The sequence below is a fragment of the Pantoea sp. DY-17 genome, from assembly GCF_019795975.1.
GTDB lineage: Bacteria > Pseudomonadota > Gammaproteobacteria > Enterobacterales > Enterobacteriaceae > Pantoea > Pantoea leporis.
In genome coordinates this window covers 730,728-748,426 of record NZ_JAIMIG010000002.1, presented here as the reverse complement: position 1 = coordinate 748,426, position 17,699 = coordinate 730,728, and the positions used below count along the sequence as shown (strand labels likewise).

At 58.0% G+C, this 17,699-nt stretch carries 18 protein-coding genes and 1 riboswitch; of the genes, 4 read left to right on the top strand and 14 right to left on the bottom strand.

Translation table 11 applies throughout. From position 1 onward, the window contains the following. Nucleotides 1-75 precede the first annotated feature (75 nt). Entirely contained in the window at nucleotides 76-1,338 is a 1,263-nt protein-coding gene (gene entS, locus K5Y33_RS13820; RefSeq protein WP_222234272.1) for an enterobactin transporter EntS, read from the top strand. Here entS and fepB read toward each other — a convergent pair. From fepB to K5Y33_RS13780, 8 genes are all read right to left on the bottom strand, one after another. Further along, the gene (fepB, locus tag K5Y33_RS13815; protein ID WP_222234271.1) at nucleotides 1,335-2,285 is read right to left on the bottom strand and encodes a Fe2+-enterobactin ABC transporter substrate-binding protein; all 951 of its coding nucleotides are present in this window, start codon (nucleotides 2,283-2,285) and stop codon (nucleotides 1,335-1,337) included. The genes entS and fepB overlap by 4 nt on opposite strands. A gap of 197 nt (nucleotides 2,286-2,482) precedes the next feature. After that, nucleotides 2,483-3,412, bottom strand: a complete 930-nt coding sequence (locus K5Y33_RS13810) for an ABC transporter substrate-binding protein (protein ID WP_222234270.1) — start codon at nucleotides 3,410-3,412, stop codon at nucleotides 2,483-2,485. Nucleotides 3,413-3,421: 9 nt separating this feature from the next. Next, on the bottom strand, nucleotides 3,422-4,156 hold the full coding sequence (locus K5Y33_RS13805) for an ABC transporter permease (protein WP_110866727.1): 735 nt from the start codon (nucleotides 4,154-4,156) through the stop codon (nucleotides 3,422-3,424). Continuing rightward, complete coding sequence (locus K5Y33_RS13800; RefSeq protein ID WP_222234269.1) at nucleotides 4,140-4,856, bottom strand: ABC transporter ATP-binding protein; 717 nt, start codon at nucleotides 4,854-4,856, stop codon at nucleotides 4,140-4,142. The genes K5Y33_RS13805 and K5Y33_RS13800 overlap by 17 nt, the downstream gene beginning before the upstream one ends. Then, nucleotides 4,853-5,818: a HesA/MoeB/ThiF family protein gene (locus tag K5Y33_RS13795; protein WP_222234268.1), complete on the bottom strand. Its 966-nt coding sequence runs from the start codon at nucleotides 5,816-5,818 to the stop codon at nucleotides 4,853-4,855. The genes K5Y33_RS13800 and K5Y33_RS13795 overlap by 4 nt, the downstream gene beginning before the upstream one ends. 11 nt (nucleotides 5,819-5,829) lie before the next feature. Continuing rightward, a complete protein-coding gene (locus K5Y33_RS13790) occupies nucleotides 5,830-6,588 on the bottom strand; it encodes a thiazole synthase (RefSeq protein WP_222234267.1) in 759 nt (252 codons plus the stop codon). A gap of 3 nt (nucleotides 6,589-6,591) precedes the next feature. Beyond that, nucleotides 6,592-6,789: a sulfur carrier protein ThiS gene (gene thiS / locus K5Y33_RS13785; RefSeq protein ID WP_101761748.1), complete on the bottom strand. Its 198-nt coding sequence runs from the start codon at nucleotides 6,787-6,789 to the stop codon at nucleotides 6,592-6,594. Beyond that, nucleotides 6,773-7,717: an FAD-dependent oxidoreductase gene (locus tag K5Y33_RS13780; protein WP_101761749.1), complete on the bottom strand. Its 945-nt coding sequence runs from the start codon at nucleotides 7,715-7,717 to the stop codon at nucleotides 6,773-6,775. Before K5Y33_RS13780 ends, thiS begins: the two co-directional genes overlap by 17 nt. A gap of 129 nt (nucleotides 7,718-7,846) precedes the next feature. Continuing rightward, a riboswitch (TPP riboswitch) is annotated at nucleotides 7,847-7,966 on the bottom strand. A 329-nt stretch (nucleotides 7,967-8,295) separates the two neighbouring features. Here K5Y33_RS13780 and K5Y33_RS13775 point away from each other — a divergent pair. After that, complete coding sequence (locus K5Y33_RS13775; RefSeq protein WP_222234266.1) at nucleotides 8,296-8,733, top strand: 6,7-dimethyl-8-ribityllumazine synthase; 438 nt, start codon at nucleotides 8,296-8,298, stop codon at nucleotides 8,731-8,733. Nucleotides 8,734-8,862: 129 nt separating this feature from the next. Here the strand turns inward: K5Y33_RS13775 and K5Y33_RS13770 are convergent, their stop codons facing one another. After that, nucleotides 8,863-9,588, bottom strand: coding sequence for a pirin family protein (locus tag K5Y33_RS13770; RefSeq protein ID WP_222234265.1), 726 nt, complete (start codon nucleotides 9,586-9,588; stop codon nucleotides 8,863-8,865). Between the two features lie 123 nt (nucleotides 9,589-9,711). Between K5Y33_RS13770 and K5Y33_RS13765 the strand changes: the two genes are divergently transcribed. Continuing rightward, nucleotides 9,712-10,587 carry a LysR family transcriptional regulator gene (locus tag K5Y33_RS13765; RefSeq protein ID WP_192234573.1) on the top strand — a complete coding sequence of 292 codons (876 nt, stop codon included), beginning with the start codon at nucleotides 9,712-9,714 and terminating at the stop codon, nucleotides 10,585-10,587. Between the two features lie 104 nt (nucleotides 10,588-10,691). Here K5Y33_RS13765 and K5Y33_RS13760 read toward each other — a convergent pair whose 3' ends face one another. The 5 genes from K5Y33_RS13760 to K5Y33_RS13740 all read right to left on the bottom strand — a co-directional run bounded on the left by K5Y33_RS13760 (nucleotide 10,692) and on the right by K5Y33_RS13740 (nucleotide 16,354). Beyond that, nucleotides 10,692-11,924, bottom strand: a complete 1,233-nt coding sequence (locus K5Y33_RS13760; RefSeq protein WP_222234264.1) for an MFS transporter — start codon at nucleotides 11,922-11,924, stop codon at nucleotides 10,692-10,694. Nucleotides 11,925-12,072: 148 nt separating this feature from the next. Continuing rightward, the gene (locus K5Y33_RS13755) at nucleotides 12,073-13,017 is read right to left on the bottom strand and encodes an ROK family protein (protein ID WP_222234263.1); all 945 of its coding nucleotides are present in this window, start codon (nucleotides 13,015-13,017) and stop codon (nucleotides 12,073-12,075) included. Then, a complete protein-coding gene (locus K5Y33_RS13750; RefSeq protein WP_137387230.1) occupies nucleotides 13,014-13,880 on the bottom strand; it encodes an ABC transporter permease in 867 nt (288 codons plus the stop codon). The genes K5Y33_RS13755 and K5Y33_RS13750 overlap by 4 nt, the downstream gene beginning before the upstream one ends. Beyond that, complete coding sequence (locus tag K5Y33_RS13745; RefSeq protein ID WP_101761054.1) at nucleotides 13,880-14,800, bottom strand: ABC transporter permease; 921 nt, start codon at nucleotides 14,798-14,800, stop codon at nucleotides 13,880-13,882. The genes K5Y33_RS13750 and K5Y33_RS13745 overlap by 1 nt, the downstream gene beginning before the upstream one ends. A gap of 18 nt (nucleotides 14,801-14,818) precedes the next feature. Then, nucleotides 14,819-16,354: an ABC transporter substrate-binding protein gene (locus tag K5Y33_RS13740; protein ID WP_222234262.1), complete on the bottom strand. Its 1,536-nt coding sequence runs from the start codon at nucleotides 16,352-16,354 to the stop codon at nucleotides 14,819-14,821. Between the two features lie 201 nt (nucleotides 16,355-16,555). On the opposite strand from K5Y33_RS13740, the gene K5Y33_RS13735 reads away from it, so the two are divergent. Further along, nucleotides 16,556-17,689 (top strand): ROK family transcriptional regulator, encoded by a 1,134-nt coding sequence (locus K5Y33_RS13735; RefSeq protein WP_101761056.1) that lies wholly within the window; start codon nucleotides 16,556-16,558, stop codon nucleotides 17,687-17,689. Nucleotides 17,690-17,699 lie beyond the last annotated feature (10 nt).

The following is a 17,699-nucleotide window of genomic DNA, read 5'->3' as shown; positions in this document are numbered from 1 at the left end:
TCGTGTTCTGTCAAAAAACGCGCAATAAATTGCGCCGCTACAGGTGATGCAAATGTGATTCACCGTTGGAGATTTATGGCTAAGCCCTCGATATTCTTAGATTTCAGTTTACTCAAAAACAACGCCTCCTTCCGCGCGATATTCTGCGCGCGCATGCTCTCGGTATTCGCCCTTGGCATGCTGGCGGTTGGCGTGCCGGTGCAAATTCAGGCGATGACCGGCTCCACGTTGCAGGTTGGTGTGGCGGTAATGCTCGATGGCATCGGCATGTTTATCGGCCTGCTGCTCGGCGGCGTGCTGGCCGATCGCTACGATCGCCGCAAATTAATCCTGTTCGCGCGCGGCACCTGTGGCATCGGTTTTGTGCTGCTCAGCCTCAACGCCTTCAGCCCAGCACCTTCGTTGCTGGCGCTCTACTTCCTCGCCTTCTGGGATGGCTTCTTTGGCGCGCTTGGCATGACCGCGCTGATGGCGGTGATCCCGCTAATCGTCGGACGTGAACATCTGGCGGAAGCCGGTGCGCTCAGCATGCTAACGGTGCGCCTCGGCGCGATTTTGTCGCCCGCGCTCGGCGGCATGATCATCGTTGCGGCGGGTGTCGGTTGGGCGTTTGCGGTCGCCGCGATTGGTACGCTAGCAACGCTGATCCCGCTGGTGCGTTTACCGTCGATGAAGCCCGAACAACAGGAGCCGGAGCATCCGCTGCGCGCGCTGGCGAGCGGCATGCAGTTTGTCTGCCAGCATAAAGTGGTCGGCGCGGTAGTGCTGGTTGGCTTGCTGCTCAGCATGGTTGGCGCGGTGCGTATTCTGTTCCCGGCGCTGGCGCTGACCTATCACGCCGATGCATCCGCATTAGGATTGATGTACTCGGCGGTGCCGCTGGGTGCGATGATCGGTGCCTTTACCAGCGGCTGGGTGCGGCAGTTAACGCGCCCGGGATGGGTGCTGATGGGTTGTGCGCTACTGGCATTTGCCTGCATCGCCTCGCTCGGTCTTTACAGCCATCTGCTGCCCGCACTGCTGGCGCTGGTGTGTTACGGCTACAGCAACGCCATCGCCTCGCTATTGCAGTTTATGCTGACGCAGCACCACACGCCGGATGCGCTGCTGGGACGCGTCAACAGCCTCGGCACCGCGCAGGATGTGACCGGCGATTCGGTCGGTGCATTGGGTTTAGGCGCGCTGGCACGCGTGCTGGCACCGTTGAGCAGCGTGCTGTGGTTTGGCGGATTGGCGGTGGGATTGCTGGTGCTGTTGTCGCTGGCGGCGCGCGGCCTGCGCTCGGCGCGCCTCAGTGAACAACCGGACGCGCCGCAGCCCGCTACGGCAGATGCTTAACGGGTAAACTGCCGCTCGATGCTGCTGAGCATATTGCTGGCGCTGTAGTAATCGAGGCGGAAAGTATCGTTACCCACGGCAAAGATGTCGTGCTGCTGTACCGCCGGCAGATGGGCGAGGAACGGATTCTTCGCCACCTGCGGCACGGTTTTCTCATCAGCAGCGAATAGCAAAAGCGTGTTACCGGTGATGCCATCGGCCATGTTTTCGCCGTTCAGCTGAATAATGTCATTGCGCTTACCCATGCTGGTGCTGCCCTGAAAACTGGCGGGCGGCGCGGCCAGCGTAAAGCCCAAATCCTGTAACAGTGCGCCCTGCGCCGATGCGGGCGTCCACAAGTTCATCCCGCGCCCATCTTCGTAATAGACCAGCGCAGAGGTCGGCTGCGGCGGCAGCGTAATCTTGTGACGCACTGCTTCGACTCGTTGGTCGAATGCTGCGATCACCTTATTGGCATCAGCTTCATGGCCGGTAATCTCGCCCAGCTGCAAGGTCAATGCCTGCCAGCTCTTATCGCCGTAGTCGATCACTAACACCGGCGCGATGGTTTGCAGCTGATCGTAGAGGCGCAGCGCCGAATCGCCGCCGGTGGCGGCAATCACAATCAAATCCGGCGCTTCGGCGGCAATCGCTTCGGCATTCGGCTGTGAAATATAGAGCGGTTTAACCTGACGCGCTTTGGCCACCGCGCTCCATTGCGTAAAAAAGCCCTGCGCATCCGATACGCTGCTATTGCGACTGGTGGCGCCGGAGCCAACCAGCGGCGCGTTAATTGCCAGCAAAGTGCCACTCAGCGTAACGCTGGTCGAGACAATGCGCTGCGGCGGCTGTTGCAGCGTGAAGGGGCCTTTAGGTGTGGAGATAGTGCGCGGCCAGGTTGCGTTGGCGTGAACATGGGTGCAGATGAAAAACAGGCTAAGCAGCAGAGAAAGAGCGGGGAAACGCATCAGGTTGTCCATCACTTGATAGTTGAGAATAAATATCATTATCAAAAATAAGTGCGGGTGCAAGGGAAATTGTGCGTGGTTGCCCTCACCCTAACCCTCTCCCGCAGGCGGGAGAGGGAATGGTTAGATGGCGCGGATGTTAGGCCCCCTCTCCCGCGCGCGGGAGAAGGCTGGGGTGAGGGGCAAACCTCACCAACTTACAACGAATAACGCGCCATCGGCGCTACAGCCTTAATTACACCATTACCCTTCATATACTCACCAAACGCCTGATAGCGCGCCTGATCAAACGCCGCACTGTGCTCGGCGAAATATGGCAACGTCGCCTGCCACGCTTCGTGATTGAGCGGCGTATTTAGCTCGGGATATTGCTTAATAAACGCCTGCCACGCTTCCTGCGGATGCGCGCGTAGCCACGCCACGCCGGCATCCAGGCCACGTAAAAACGCCGGAATGCGTTTGTCCTGCGCGGCAGTTTTCTGGTTTGCCAGGATGATCAACTCATCATAAGCAGGCACGCCGTAATCTTCCGGCTTGAACACCGTTGGCTGCGCGCCTTTGTCTTTCAGATCCAGCAGCTCATAGTTGCGAAAGATGGTCATCGCGCCATCAATCTTGTGCGTTAGCAACGCGGAGGTGCCATCCATATTCAGGTTGATAAGCTTCACCCAGTCAGCATCAACGCCCTGCGCTTTTAGCATATTGCGGATCGCCACGTCTTCGGTGCCCGGCACCGCGTAGCCGATGGTTTTGCCAGCGAAATCCTTCAGCGAGTGAATATCGTCTGACACCGTGGTCAGCGTATTCAGCGGCTGATTAATCAACGTGCCGACGCGGATCACCGGCACTTCTTTATCCACCAGCGTGTAGAGCAGCGGCTGGTAGCTGACGGCGAGATCGACTTTGCCCGCCGCCAGCAGCAGCGGCACGGACGCGGAATCGGCGGGCGCGATCATCTCCACATCCAGCCCCTCTTTCTTAAACGCGCCGCTGTGCTGGGCAGCAAAAATCGCCGCGTGATTGGGATTGATAAACCAGTCAAGCAGCAGGCGAACTTTCTCCGCCGCCTGCACGTTAGCGGTCGCCAGCAGCAGCAACGCGGTCAATGCCATTCGTAGGGTTTTCACGGTATTTCCTTATGTAGATTGCCAGAGGATTTTCTTGCGCATCAGCGCCACGCTGCCCGAAAGCAGCAGCGCCAGAACCAGTAACAGCAGCAGCGCCGCGAAGCTGGTGGCGGTTTCCAGTCGCGCGTTGGATTGCATCATCAGATAGCCGAGCCCTTCGCTGGCGCCGACCCATTCACCAATCACCACGCCAATCGGGGCCAACACCACCGCCATCTGCAGGCCGGAGAAAAACTGCGGTAACGCGGCAGGCCAGCGCACGCGCCAGAAGATGCGGAAACGCGACGACGTGGAGGTTTGCGCCAGCTCCAGCCAACCGACCGGCGTACGGCACAGCCCATCAAACAGTGACAAGCACAGCGGGAAGAACAGGATCAAAGCCGCCACCACCACTTTTGAGGCGATGCCAAAGCCGAGCCACAGCACCAGCAGCGGCGCGAGGGCAAACACCGGGATTGCCTGGCTAGCGGTGACCAGCGGAAACAGCACGCGACGCAGCAGCGTACTGGCGGCCATCAGCACCGCCAGCGTCACGCCCGCGCCGACGCCCAGCAACAGCGCCAGCACAATTTCCGCCAGCGTATAGAGCGCGTGATGCCACAGCAGTTGACGATGCAGCCACAGCGCCTCCAGCACCGCCTGTGGCGCGGGCAGCAGGAAACTCGGCACGCCGCTGTGACGCGCCAGTAACCAGCCGCACAGCAGCACCACGATCAGGTAGATCGCGCTAAACACTGTTTTCATGGGTATTCAGTCGGTAGAAGAGTTGCGCCTGCGCCTGCAGGACGTCGGGATGATCAAACGGACGCGGCACGTCACCGCCGGGAACCGGCCAGCTTTCGATAGCCAGCGGCTGGCCTTGCAGCAGCAGAATGTCATCGGCCATGCGGCACGCTTCCAGCGGATCGTGCGTCACCAGCAGCACAGTTTTGCCCCGCAGTAATCGGGCGGTCAGCGTTTGCAAACTGAGTTTAGTCATCACATCCAGCGTGGCGAAGGGTTCATCCATCAGCACCACGTCGCGCTGCGCATAAAGCGTGCGTGCCAGCGCCACGCGTTGCCGCATGCCGCCGGAGAGTTGATGCGGGGGTGCATGCGTAACGTCGCTGAGTTTTACCTGCTCGAGCAGCGCCAGCGCACGCGGGCGATCCGGCTTGTCGCCGCTGAGCCGCGCCGACAGCATCACGTTGTCGAGCACCGTCAGCCACGGATACAGCAGATCCTGCTGGCCCATCCACGCCACGTTGCCGCTCAAGCCCTGCACCGCGCCCTGCTGCGGCTGAAGTAAGCCGCCCACCAACCGCAGCAGCGTACTTTTGCCGATGCCGCTGCGTCCCAGCATTACCGTGGTTTTGCCACCGCGCAGGTGCAGATTCAACCGCTGACACAGCGGTTTATCGCCCCAGCTAAAACTCACATCGTTGAACAGAATGTCCTGATTCATGGGCGATTGGCCGCCAGAATCGCCAGCTGGTGAAATCCGCGCTGCGCCAGTGCGCTGGCGGCTTGCGCGGCACGAATGCCGCTGGCGCACACCAGCACGATGCGCTGCTGGGCGGGCGGCTGCCACGCGGCGATCGCCTGCGGCAAGATGCGCTCAACGCCATCCGCCACGCTAACCGGCGCTTCTTCGCAGCTGCGCAGTTCGACAATACAGTCATCGGCGGCCAGCTGCTGCGGATCGATAAACGGCACCGCATGTTCCGGCTCGTCAGCATCATCAAAGCGGAACTGGCGGAAGTGCCAGTTCACAAAATCGCAGTTCACCAGACAACCGAGCGGCGATGGCGACAACTGCAGCAGCACGCTGAGCGCCATCTGCGCCTGCATCGCGCCGAGCGTTGCCACCGCCGGGCCCATCACGCCTGCGGTGTTGCAGTTCGCGGCCGATGACGGCAAGCGCGGGAACAGCGCGCGATAGCTCGGCGCGCCGCCACAGAATCCGCCGACGTAACCTTGCCGCCCCAGCACCGAGGCGCTGATCAGCGGCATGCCCGCCTGCATGCAAGCATCGGAAAGTTGGTAGGTGACGGCAAAGTTATCGGCGGCGTCGATCACCAGATCGCATCCCGCCAGCGCCTGCTGTAGATTGCTGGCGCTCAGCGACTGCTGCAGCGCCTCGATTTGCACCTGCGGATTGCGCTGCTGCAAGGCGTGCTGCGCGCGCAGCACTTTGGGCTGGTCGATATCCTGCTGCGTAAACAGCGTTTGCCGATGCAGGTTATGCAGCGCCACCACATCGTCGTCATACAGCCGAATATGGCCGACGCCCGCGCCCACCAGCTGCGGCAGGAGCGTGGCGCCTAGTCCGCCCGCGCCCGCCACCAGCACGCGCGCGTTAAGTAGCTTTTGCTGCCCGGCTTCGCCGATTTCCGCCAGCATCATCTGGCGTTGATAACGTTGCATTTTTGCCGTCCTTAACTCAGATTTGCCAGGCCGAAGATCGGCGTGGACGCGGCTGCCATATCGCGCTTCTCCATCAGTCCGGCAGCGCGCGCGGCCTGTCCGGCTTCAATCGCCAGCCGGAAGGCGTTGGCCATGCCGATTGGATCGCCGGCTTTGGCGACGGCGGTGTTGAGCAAAATGCCATCGAAGCCCATTTCCATCGCCTGCGCCGCCTGCGACGGCGCGCCAATGCCCGCATCAATGATCAGCGGGATGTCGCTGAACCACGCACGCATGGCGCGCAGGCCATCGATATTGCGCAAACCCTGACCGGAACCAATCGGCGCGCCCCACGGCATCAACAGTTCGCAACCCGCTGCCAGCAGCTTTTCGCCGACGATCAGATCTTCGGTGGTGTACGGAAACACCTGAAAACCCTCTGCGCTGAGGATGCGCGCGGCTTCCACCAGCGCGAAAGGATCGGGCTGCAGCGTGTCGGCATGGCCGATTACTTCCAGTTTGATCCACGCGGTGTTGAACAGTTCGCGCGCCATGTGCGCGGTGGTGACGGCCTCTTTTACCGTGTGACAACCGGCGGTATTCGGTAACACGCGGAGGTTAAGTCCGGTCAGCAGTTCGCGGAATGCCGCGCCCGCCGCACCTTCGCGCCGCAAACTGACGGTGATGATGTCGGTGCCGGAGGCGGCAATCGCCTGCTGCAAAATAGCGGGCGAAGGATAGCCAGCGGTGCCGAGCAGGAAGCGTGATTGCGGTTCAAAATCGTAAAACATCGCTTAACCTCCCTGCATCGGTGACAGCACTTCGAGCTGGCAACCTTCATCCAGCCGCTGCGTGTCGTACTGACTTTTTGGCACAAACGCACCGTTGTAGGCGGTAGCGACGCAGGCCACATCAATTTGCTGCTCGATCAGCAATTCGCTCAGGCTTGTTGCCTGGGTGTTGATGAGGCGGCCGTTAAGCTGAATATTCATTATTAAGTTCCCCAGAAATGCGTTGCATTAGCTGCTCTGCCAGCATTGGCGCCAGCAGAAAACCGTGGCGATACATGCCGTTGAGATAAAAGGTGTGATTGTGATAGTGGATTTCCGGCAGATTCGCCGGATAGGCCGGACGCAGCCCGCTACCGCTCTCAATCACGCGCGCTTCGGCTAAGGCGGGATGGATGGCATAGGCGGCGCTGAGTAACTCCATCATGGCGCGCGCGCTGATGGCGCTGGCATCGTCGCTCTCAATCATGGTGGCGCCGAGCATAAAGTGGCCGCCGCGACGCGGCACCAGATAGCAGGGAAAACGCGGATGCAGCAGACGAATCGGGCGGGAAAACTGCACTTCATCGCTGTGCAAAATCAGCATCTCGCCGCGCACCGCACGCAGGCGCGGCAGTTGCGGCGCGGCGTGGATGCCGCGACAATCGATAATTTGGCCGCTCGGCGCGTGATTGCTGAATGACACGCCGCGCGCGATCAGCGCGTCACGCATCTCCTGCAACGCCAGACGCGGATCGAGATGCGCTTCCCCGGCGAAAAACAGACCGCGCGCAAAGCGCCCTTCCAGCGCCGGTTCAATGTTGGCGGGATCGACCCATTGATGCTGCTCGGTCATGCGGGCGAAACGGTTGAGTTCCTGGCTATCGCGCGGCGGCGCAACCACCAACGTGCCCTGATGCTCGACGCTGCTGACGCGCTGTTGCCACCACGCGGCGGCGTGTTGCCCAACAGTGATAACATCGCGCGGCGCGCTTTCGGCTTCACACCAGGGCGCTAGCATGCCGCCAGCAAACCACGATGCCGGGCGGCGCGCGTCATCGCCCATCACCTCAACGTCTTCACCGCGTTCCGCCAGCAAAGTGGCTACGCATAGGCCCGCCACGCCGCAGCCAAGCACGCTCCAGCGGCTCACAGCGCCGGTTCCAGGATGTTCAAACAGGGGGAATTCACATCGGCCTCTCAGTGTTAGCTGAGACCCGCAGATACAGGAGAAGGGAAATGGCGCATCCATCGAGCTTGCCTGAGCGCCAGACAGCCAAATGAAAAAGACTGTCAGTCTTCCTACGCCAGTATCAACTGGGTCAGGTTCAAAGGGTCGCTAAACCGCGCAGTGCGCTATTAGCCTCTCAGTCTCTTTGGTGAGACTCCCCCGACGCGTCTATTTGTATTGCAGGCGATGGTCGCCGTCAAGCGCGGAATAACCAGATTATTAATGTGGAGTTAGTGAATAAATCCGATGCTACAACGCGCACGTTCCGTAGCGGCGCAATTTATTGCGCGATATTGCATCGGAGCACGAAAGTCAAAACAACGCGATGAATCGCGCCGCTACGGAATGTGCGGCAATTGAATCCCAAAGGCATTAATCGCCACGTAGCGCAGGTGGATCACAACTGTAACATATGGTATACAAACACATTATTGCTGAGAGTCTGGATATTCTCTCTATATTATTGGCGCGAAAAAATTACAGGTGATGTCGGAATAACCATGAACAATATTAAAATTGCATTTATTAAAGCCGGCTGGCACAAAGAAATTGTCCATAATGCCCTGGTGGGTTTTGAAAAAGAATTAGCCGATCACTCCGTAGAAGCGGAATTAAAAGTGCTGGAAGTGCCTGGCGCATTTGAAATGCCGCTGCTGGCTAAGCGTCTGGCCGAAACCGGCAAATACGATGCGATTGTCTGCGCTGCGCTGGTGGTTGACGGCGGTATCTATCGCCATGATTTCGTTGCCGCTGCGGTGGTTGATGGCCTGATGAATGTGCAGCTGACCACCAACGTACCGGTATTTTCCGTTTCTTTAACGCCACATAATTTCCAGCCGGTTGATGTGATTGAAAACTTCTATACCGAGCATTTCATTAAGAAAGGCAAAGAAGCGGCACGCGCGGTGTTAGCGATCCATAATTTGTCGATTGATTGATGCATTAAAAAGGGGGCACCTCTTCAGGCGCTCCCTTTTTATTTATGATGACCTTCAACGGCTCATTTTCAGAATAGTGCCAGTCATCTCGTAAAATAGTCTAACGAATAAAGTATCAGCTATTCGTCATTAACGCTGTGGATGATTCACTTCCAGCGGACGCAGATCAAACACCAGCACTTCCGCATCATCACCGTTAGCGAACTGCAGCGCGCTTTCGTTGCGAACGCGTGCACCGTCGCCCTCTTTGAACTTCACGCCGTTCACTTCGATGCTGCCGCGAGCCACGTGAATATAGGCGTAACGATCGGCATCCAACGCGAAGGTTTGCTGCTCGACACCGTCGAACAGTCCGGCATAAACGCGAATATCCTGACGCACGCTGAGTGAACCGTTATCCCCTTCCGGCGAAATAATCAGGCGCAGCTGACCGCGTTTGTCACGTTCCGCCACTGAAATCTGCTGATAACCGGGAGGCGAATTACGTTCGCCAGGCACAATCCAGATCTGCAGGAAGTGCACGTTGTCCGTTTTCGAGTGGTTAAACTCGCTGTGCGTGACGCCGCTGCCGGCGCTCATTAGCTGCACATCACCCGGCACAATCACCGAACCGGTGCCCATGGAATCTTTATGCTCCAGCGCGCCTTCCAGCACGTAGGAGATGATCTCCATGTTGTTGTGCGGATGCGCACCAAAACCGCGACCCGGTGCAACGCGGTCATCATTGATCACCAGCAAATCTGAGAAGCCGGTTTGTTTTGGATCCCAGTAACTTGCAAAAGAGAACGTATGATGCGAATTCAACCAACCGTGGTCACCCACTCCGCGTTGTTCTGACAGGCGTTGTTCAATCATGGTCTGCTCCTCAAATTTGCTATTGGGGGGCGATTGCCCTTCCCGTTGCAAACAAGTATACGTAAACTGATTTGCCTAACAATGCGTCAAAATGACAATGACTGTCACCGATAAGTGGACAATATGCAGATTGAAGATCTCCGTATTTATGTAGCCGTCATCAAAGCCGGCAACTTCACCGCTGCCGCCGAACAGCTGATGCTGTCGAAGCAGTATGTCAGCCGCCGCATCGCCGCGCTGGAGGAGTCGCTTGGCGCGCGCCTGCTGAATCGCAACACGCGGAAGTTGTCGGTAACCGATAACGGCCAGCTGTTTGCGCAGCACGCGCAGCGCATTCTGGATGATGTGCAGGAAGCCGAGCTGGCGGTATCGGGGCGTCGTCAGGTGCTGCAGGGCAGCTTCCGCCTGAGCGTGCCGATGTCGTTTGGTATCAGCCATTTGTCGCCGTTTATTGCCGAGTTTCTCAGCCAGCATCCGGGGTTGCAGTTTCAGGTTGAACTGGCGGATCGGCATGTCGATATGGTGGGTGAAGGATTTGATATGGCGATTCGCATCGGTACGCTGCCAGATTCGAGTTTGATCGCCAGGCGACTGGGCGAGTTCCGCCGCGTGATCTGCGGCAGCCCGTCCTACCTGCAGGGCGCAGGCGCACCGCGAACGCCGGAGGAGCTGAGCGAGCATTTGTGTCTGCGCTACGGGCGCGAAAGCCAGACCGGCTGGGAACTGTTTAACGGCGACCAGCGCAAAGTGATTAGCGTGCATGGGCCGATGGTGAGTAATAATGGGGAAATGCTGCGCGACGCAGCAGTGGCCGGATTGGGTCTGATTATGCTGCCAGAGTTTATTGTGGCGCCAGCACTGGCGAGCGGTGAGCTGGTGAAGGTGCTGGAAGAGTGGCAGCCGACCTCGCTCCATCTCAATGCGCTCTATCCGCAGCACCGTCAGCGCAGTGAGATCAATCGGGTGTTTATGACATTTTTGCAGCAGAAGTTGGCGTAAAAATTAATTACCCCTTGCGGCGCGATCTATTGCGCATATTAAGGGCGGCAATGTGCCCAGCCCGGCAATACGTAATATATCGCGCCGCTACGGTAGGTAGGGTGTTAATGACTTTCGTGCGCGAAGGTAATCGATTTACGGCGCGCATCGCGCATCGCCACCGCGTGGATCAGCAGACCCAACACCGCCAGAATCGCGCCCACCCAACCGGTGGATTGCCATCCCAGACCAGCGGAAATGGTCACGCCGCCCAGCCATGCACCGAGCGCGTTAGCGAGGTTAAACGCCGAATGGTTCATTGCCGCCGCCATGGTTTGCGCATCACCGGCAACATCCATCAAACGGATCTGCAACACCGCCGCCAGCGCTACCATGGTGCCCACCAGCATGACGTTGATGGCACCTGCCAGCGCATAATGCGCGGCAAACACGAAGGCGCTGAGCACCAAAAATGACCAGATCAGCAAAATGCGGATGGTCTTTTCAATGCCGCGATCGGCCAGACGACCGCCAGCGATGTTACCGATGATCATGCCTAAACCAAACAACGCCAGCACCGCCGGGATCCAGCTCACCGGCATCTGCGCCAGTTCGGTCATGGTCGGCTTCACGTAGCTAAACACCGAAAACAAACCGCCGCTGCCCACCGCGCCAATCGCCAGCGTCAGCAGTACCTGTTTGCGCGTCAGCGCCGACAATTCGCGCAGCGGGCTGGCATTTTTGTCGCCTGTTACGTTTGGCACCCACAGCCAGATCAGCAGCAAGGTCACCAGCGCCAGACCGCCGACAATGGCAAAGGCATCGCGCCAACCAAACCATTGGCCGATAGCGGTGACGGCGGGCACGCCGAGTAAGTTGGCGATTGTCAGGCCGAACAGCACCATCGAGACCGCTTGCGCGCGTTTGCGCCGTTCAACCAAACCGGCTGCGACCAGCGCCGCAACGCCGAAGAAGGTGCCATGTGGGAAACCGGCGAGGAAACGCGCCAGCAGCATCGAGTAGTATCCCGGCGCTATGGCGCTCAGCAGGTTGCCGGCGGCAAACAGGCCCATCAGCGTCATCAGGAAATTACGACGTGAGGCGCGTGCGCCCAGCACCGCCAGCAGCGGCGCACCAATCACCACGCCCAGCGCATAGATGCTGATGAGATGCCCGGCCGAGGGGATCGATACGTTGAGACCTTTGGCTGCATCGGGCAGCAGTCCCATGATGACGAATTCGCCGGTACCAATGGCAAAGCCGCCGGTGCCGAGCGCGAACAAAGCTTTTAGCACGCTCTGACGCGGCAGCGATGCCTCATCCGGCAGCTGAGTAAGTTGGGGTTGTACTGATGACATGAGTTTTCCGAACCGCAAGTGAAGAACTCAGTCAGGATCGTGATTGCCTGAAACAATCATCGTCAGGACTGAGCAGAGTGAGCGGCTTATGATAGCGCAAAATCCCGCTTCCGTAGCGGCGCAATTCATTGCGCGATAAATCGCGCCGCTAAGGAGTATGCGTATTCTGCAGCGCCAACAGCGCTGCGCCCATCATGCCGCCGTGATGCGCGAACTCACCTGGCACCACCAGACGATGTGAGGTGCGGCGTAATACGTAACCCTGCACCACCTCATCTAACGCCGCGATCAGCGGAGCCACCGATGCCAATCCGCCGCCCACCGCCACGCGCGACGCGCCGGTGATATTGATGGTGTATGCCAGCGGCTGACCGACAATTTGCAGCCATGCCTGAACGGTTTGCTGCGCCAGCGCATCCTGCTGCTGCCAGCATTCGATAATCTCAACGCTGCTCGCCGTGCGGTCATGTAACGTCTGATGCAGATTTTCCAGCCCGCGCGCACCGCCGTAGCTGTCGAGACAGCCCTTTTGCCCGCATGGACACGCCTTACGCGGCAGTCGCCGCGTGACGCCATCAATCTCCACTTCGGTTAATGTGATCGGCCCATGTCCCCATTCGCCGGTCAATCCGTTTTGCCCGGTAATGATGCGGCCATCTGCCACCAATCCGCCGCCAACGCCCGAACCCAGAATCGCGCCAAACACCACTTTGTGACCTTTTCCCGCGCCCGCCAGCGCTTCCGCCAGCGTGAAGCAGTCGGCATCGTTATGCACAATCACCTGGCGTTGCAGCAGCGCGCCCAGCTCGTTCGCCAAACTGTGCTGGTGAAACGCGGGGATATTGCTGGCAAATATCTCGCCAGTTTCGGGTGCCACAATGCCCGCGGTGGAGATCGCTACCGCACTGCTGGCGGTAAACTGCAGGTGATGCTGGGCTATCATGCGACGTACCAGCGCGGTGAAATCGTCCCAGCTGGTAGCCGGAATTTTATGCTGATCGAGCAGGATTAATTGATCCTGCGCATTCATCACGCCTAGCTTGATAAAAGAGCCGCCCAGATCGAGGCAAATCACCGCAGATTGTCTTCTCATAAACGTTTATCCATCACATCACGCAAACCGTCGCCCAACACATTGAAGCCCAGCACGGTAATCAAAATCGCCAATCCGGGGAAGAGTGACACATAAATATTCAGGCCGAGGAAGTTGCGCCCATCGCTCATCATGGTGCCCCACTCCGGCATCGGTGGCTGCACGCCTAAACCGAGGAAGGACAAACTGGCGGCGGACAGCACCACCGCGCCTGCCGTCAGTGTGGATTGCACAATCAGCGGTCCAATTGAGTTGCGCAGAATGTAGTGCGTAATGATGCGCGGATAGCGCACCCCGAGCATATGCGCCGCTTCGATGTACTCCATGTTCTTCAGGCCCAGCGTCAGGTTGCGGCTCAGACGCGCATACACCGGAATCGAAAACAGCGAAATGGCGATCAGCATATTGGTCAGTCCTTCGCCGAGCACGCTAACGATCAAAATCGCCAGCACGATGCCGGGAAAGGCGAAGATGATATCCATTACCCACATGATCAGCGCATCCATCTTGCGTCCCGCTAAGCCGGAAATGATGCCGAGCGGAATACCGATCACCATGGAGATCGCGACGCTGAGGCTCACTTCAAACAGCGTGATACGCGCGCCGTAAATCACGCGCGAAAAAATATCGCGGCCATAATCGTCGGTGCCAAACCAGTGCGCGGCCGACGGCGCTTGCAAGGTGTTGAGCAGATCCTGCTCCACCGGATCCCAATGGGTAATCAGCGGGGCCAGCGCGGCGGCGAGCACCACCAGCAGCACTAACGCACCGCCGATGGCAATGGACGGATTTGCCAGTAAAGTGCTGATCAGGTGTCGGCTGCGCGAACGCGGCGGCAGCACGGAAGTATCAATGCTGTTCATCAGTCGAACCTTATTTTTGGATTGAGCAAGCCAATCAGGATTTCGCCCACCAGATTCATCAGCACCACGCCAGTCACGGCCACCAGCGTCACGCCCTGAATCACCGGATAATCGCGGTAGCGCACCGAGTCCACCAGCAAGCGGCCAATGCCCGGCCAATTGAACACCGATTCAGTGACCACCGCGCCGCCAATCAGGCTGCCGAAGTTGAGCGCCACAATGGTGACAATCGGGATCAGTGCATTTCGCAGCGCATGCTTCCAGTTAATGCTGGCGGAGGATAATCCCTTGGCTTTGGCGGTACGGATGTAATCCTGACTCAGCACATCCAGCATGCTGGAACGCGTCATGCGGGCGATCATCGCCATCGGCAGGATTGCCAGCGTAACCGTGGGCATGATGTAGTTTTTCCACGAATCGGCGCCCAGCAGCGGTAACCAGCCCAACTCGACGGCGAAGTAATTCATCGCCAGTAGCGCTAGCCAGAAGTTGGCAATCGACGCACCGGCAATGGTCAGCACCATCACGATTTGATCCGGAATACGCTGGCGATAAATGGCGCCGGTCATGCCCGCCGGAACACCTATCGCAATCGCCAGCAGATACGCCAGCGCCGCCAGCGATAAGGTGTACGGCAAACGCTCGCTGATCTCCGTCATCACCGGACGCTGCGACTGCAACGACAAGCCAAGGTTGCCGTGCAGCGCTTCCGCCGCGAACCTGACATATTGCAGCGGCAGCGGCTGATCGAGCCCCAGCCGCACGCGCATACTGTCCACCGCTTCCTGCGGCGCTTCCGGTCCCGCCATCAGCCGCGCCGGATCGCCCGGCAGCGCGCGGATGGCGATAAACACGATAATCGACACGCCGAAAATGATTAACGGCAGCGAAAGCACCTTTTTTGCGACATACGCTTTCATATCACATCAGCCATGAGGTTATTGCTTCACTGCGTCGCGCACGACGATTTGTCCGCCCGGCTGCATAACCACGCCGCTGATATTTTTACGTGCGGCATAGAGATCGTCCTGATAGAACAGCAGCACCTGCGGCGCTAATCCGCTGATCTGTTTTTGCGCCTGGAAGTAGAGATCTTTGCGTTTGGCATCGTCGAGTGTGGATGCGGCGGTATCGATCAGATCATCGGTTTGCTTGTCGCTGAAGAAGCCCAGATTGGCCCCGCCCGGCGCAAAGCTGCTGGTGTGATACAGCGGACGCAATTGCAGATCCGAGCCATATAAACCGGAAGACCAGGACGCCAGCACCGCATCGGTGCCCTGCGCGGCTTTCTCTTTGCCATCAGCAAATGCTGCTTTGGTCCACACGCCGCTCTCCATCTGGCGCACGTTAAGTTTCACGCCGATTTTGCTCCACATGCCCTGCAGCACTTGTGCGGTACGCGCATCCGGCGCCTGCACCGCAATCGACATCGGGAAACCGTCGGCGTAGCCCGCCGCTTTCAGCAAATCTTTGGCTTTTTGCAGATCGTACGGATAGTCATGCAAGCTTTTGTCGTAGTTGGGATCGACCGGTGCCAACGCGGAGTTTGCCGGTTGCGCATAACCAAACATGATGGCTTTCACCAGCGCCTGCTGGTCGGTGGCGAAATTCAGCGCCTGACGCACGCGCACATCGCTCAGCGCTTTGCTTTGGGTATTGAGATCGACCCAGAACACCGCCGCGCCCGGCGACTGTTTAAGATTTACGTTGGCGTTGTTTTTTAACATGCCGGCAAACTGCGGCGGCACCGGGTTAATAATATCAACCTGACCCGATTGCAGCGCCATATTCATCACTGAAGGCTCGCTGCTCCACGTCCATTTAATTTCATCCGGCCCGGAAGATTTTCCCCAATAGTCGGGATTCTTTTGTTCAAGTACATATTCACCGGATTTGTACTGCACCAGTTTATAAGGCCCGGTGCCGTCGGCTTTATTGTTAATACTGCCCGCCTTGTCCGCTTTTGGGCTCACCATTAATCCTGGGCCGGAGGCTAAAACAGTTAAAAAAGCCGGATTAATTTTTTTCAGCTGAAACGTGACGGTAAGTTCGTCTTTTTTCTTCACGTCCTGAATAAAGGTGCGAATTTTCCCACTACCCGCTAAACCGCGCTGCGTATTTAAATGACGCTGGAAGTTTTCCACTACCGCATCGGCATTAAAGGGCGTGCCGTCGTGGAATTTCACATTGGGTCGCAGGGTAAAGGTCCAGTTAAGTCCGCTGTCATCGGATGTCCAGGATAATGCCAATGCCGGAATGATTTTGCCGTCATCACCGAGACGCGTCAGGCCTTCGTACATTGGGTCCAGCACCGAACCGGTAAAGGTCGCGGTTTGGTTGCCGGGATCCATGCTGCGCGGCGGTTCGTTCTGCATGATCACCAACTGGCTGGCAAAAACGGAGGCGCTCGCCATCGACGCCAGTAAACAGCCAGCCAGCGTCAGTACCTTGAAATGCTTATTTTTGCTTTCCATGAAGGCCCTCAATGAATCATTGAAATGATCGATGAAATATCCACGCTATATAAGCCACACTCACTAAACAAAAGCCAATAGGTTGGTTCATATAATTTACTTATAATCAGATCTGCATTCAGAAATTTAACTAAATAGCGTTGTATTTGTTTTCTGTCCTTATTATTGTCAGCGCATAGTGCTAACGCTGTGAGAACCTCAATGCTCAATGCCCACCAGCAACAAATTCTGCGCTTACTTATTGCGTCGCATGGCATGAGCCGCACCGTGCTTGCGGAAAAAATGAAATTAAGCAAAGCCGCAATTAGCACGCTGGTGAAAGAGATGCTGCAGGCCGGATTGCTGGAAGAGAGTATTCCGGAATCCAGCGGCCAGGGTCGCCCATCGGTGTTATTAAAAATGCGTGCCGACAGCGCCTATTTTCTCGGTGCCTCGCTGCTGGACGAACGCGTGGTATTGGTGCTGATTGATATGCACGGCCGCACGCTGGCCGCCACCCAGATGCCGTTGAATCTCGATCCACCGCAGCTGGCAAAAACTATTGCAGCGGCGATCCCGGACCTGATTGCGCAGAAATCAATTACGCAGGATCAGCTGATTGGCCTGGGCGTGACGCTTTCCGGCTTTGTCGATGAGCATCAGGCGATTTGCGTGCAGTCGGCGCTGCTGGGCTGGAAGAACGTGCCGCTGGCGGAACTGCTGAAACAGCAAACCGGGCTGGAAGTGTCGTTAGAGAACGATGCCAAAGCGCTGGCGGTGAGCGAGAAGATTTTCGGCGTGGCAAAAAAGGCGCGCAACTTCACCCTGATCTCGCACGGTGACGGCATTGGGTCGGCGCATTTCTTTCAGGGCCAACTACATCGGGGCGCACACGGCGCTGCCGGTGAAATCGCCCACTGCACCATCGAGCCCGGCGGACGTCCCTGCCGCTGCGGCAAACGCGGCTGCCTCGATACGCTGGCCTCGTTAACCGCCATCCGCGAAAGCGTGCGTGATAAAGCGCTAGAGTGTGAATCGATTACCGAATTGGAAGCGCTGGCGGTGAAAGGTAACAGCGCGGCGATTGCCATTTTGCATCAGGCCGGTCATGCGCTGGGCTTATCCATCGCCAATATTATCCAGATGAACGATCCCGAGTTGATTGTGATTGCGCATCAGCCCAATGCGTTTGATGGATTGCTAAAAACCGTGGTGATGCAGGCCATCGACAGCCATGTGCTGCCGTCGATTATCGGCAAAACACCGATCGCCAGCATGGTGATCAACGAAGAGAGCTGGGCCAGAGCCGCAGCCAGTGTGGCGGCGTATCGTTTTATCATTCACTTACCCGACTAGCGGAGGCTGC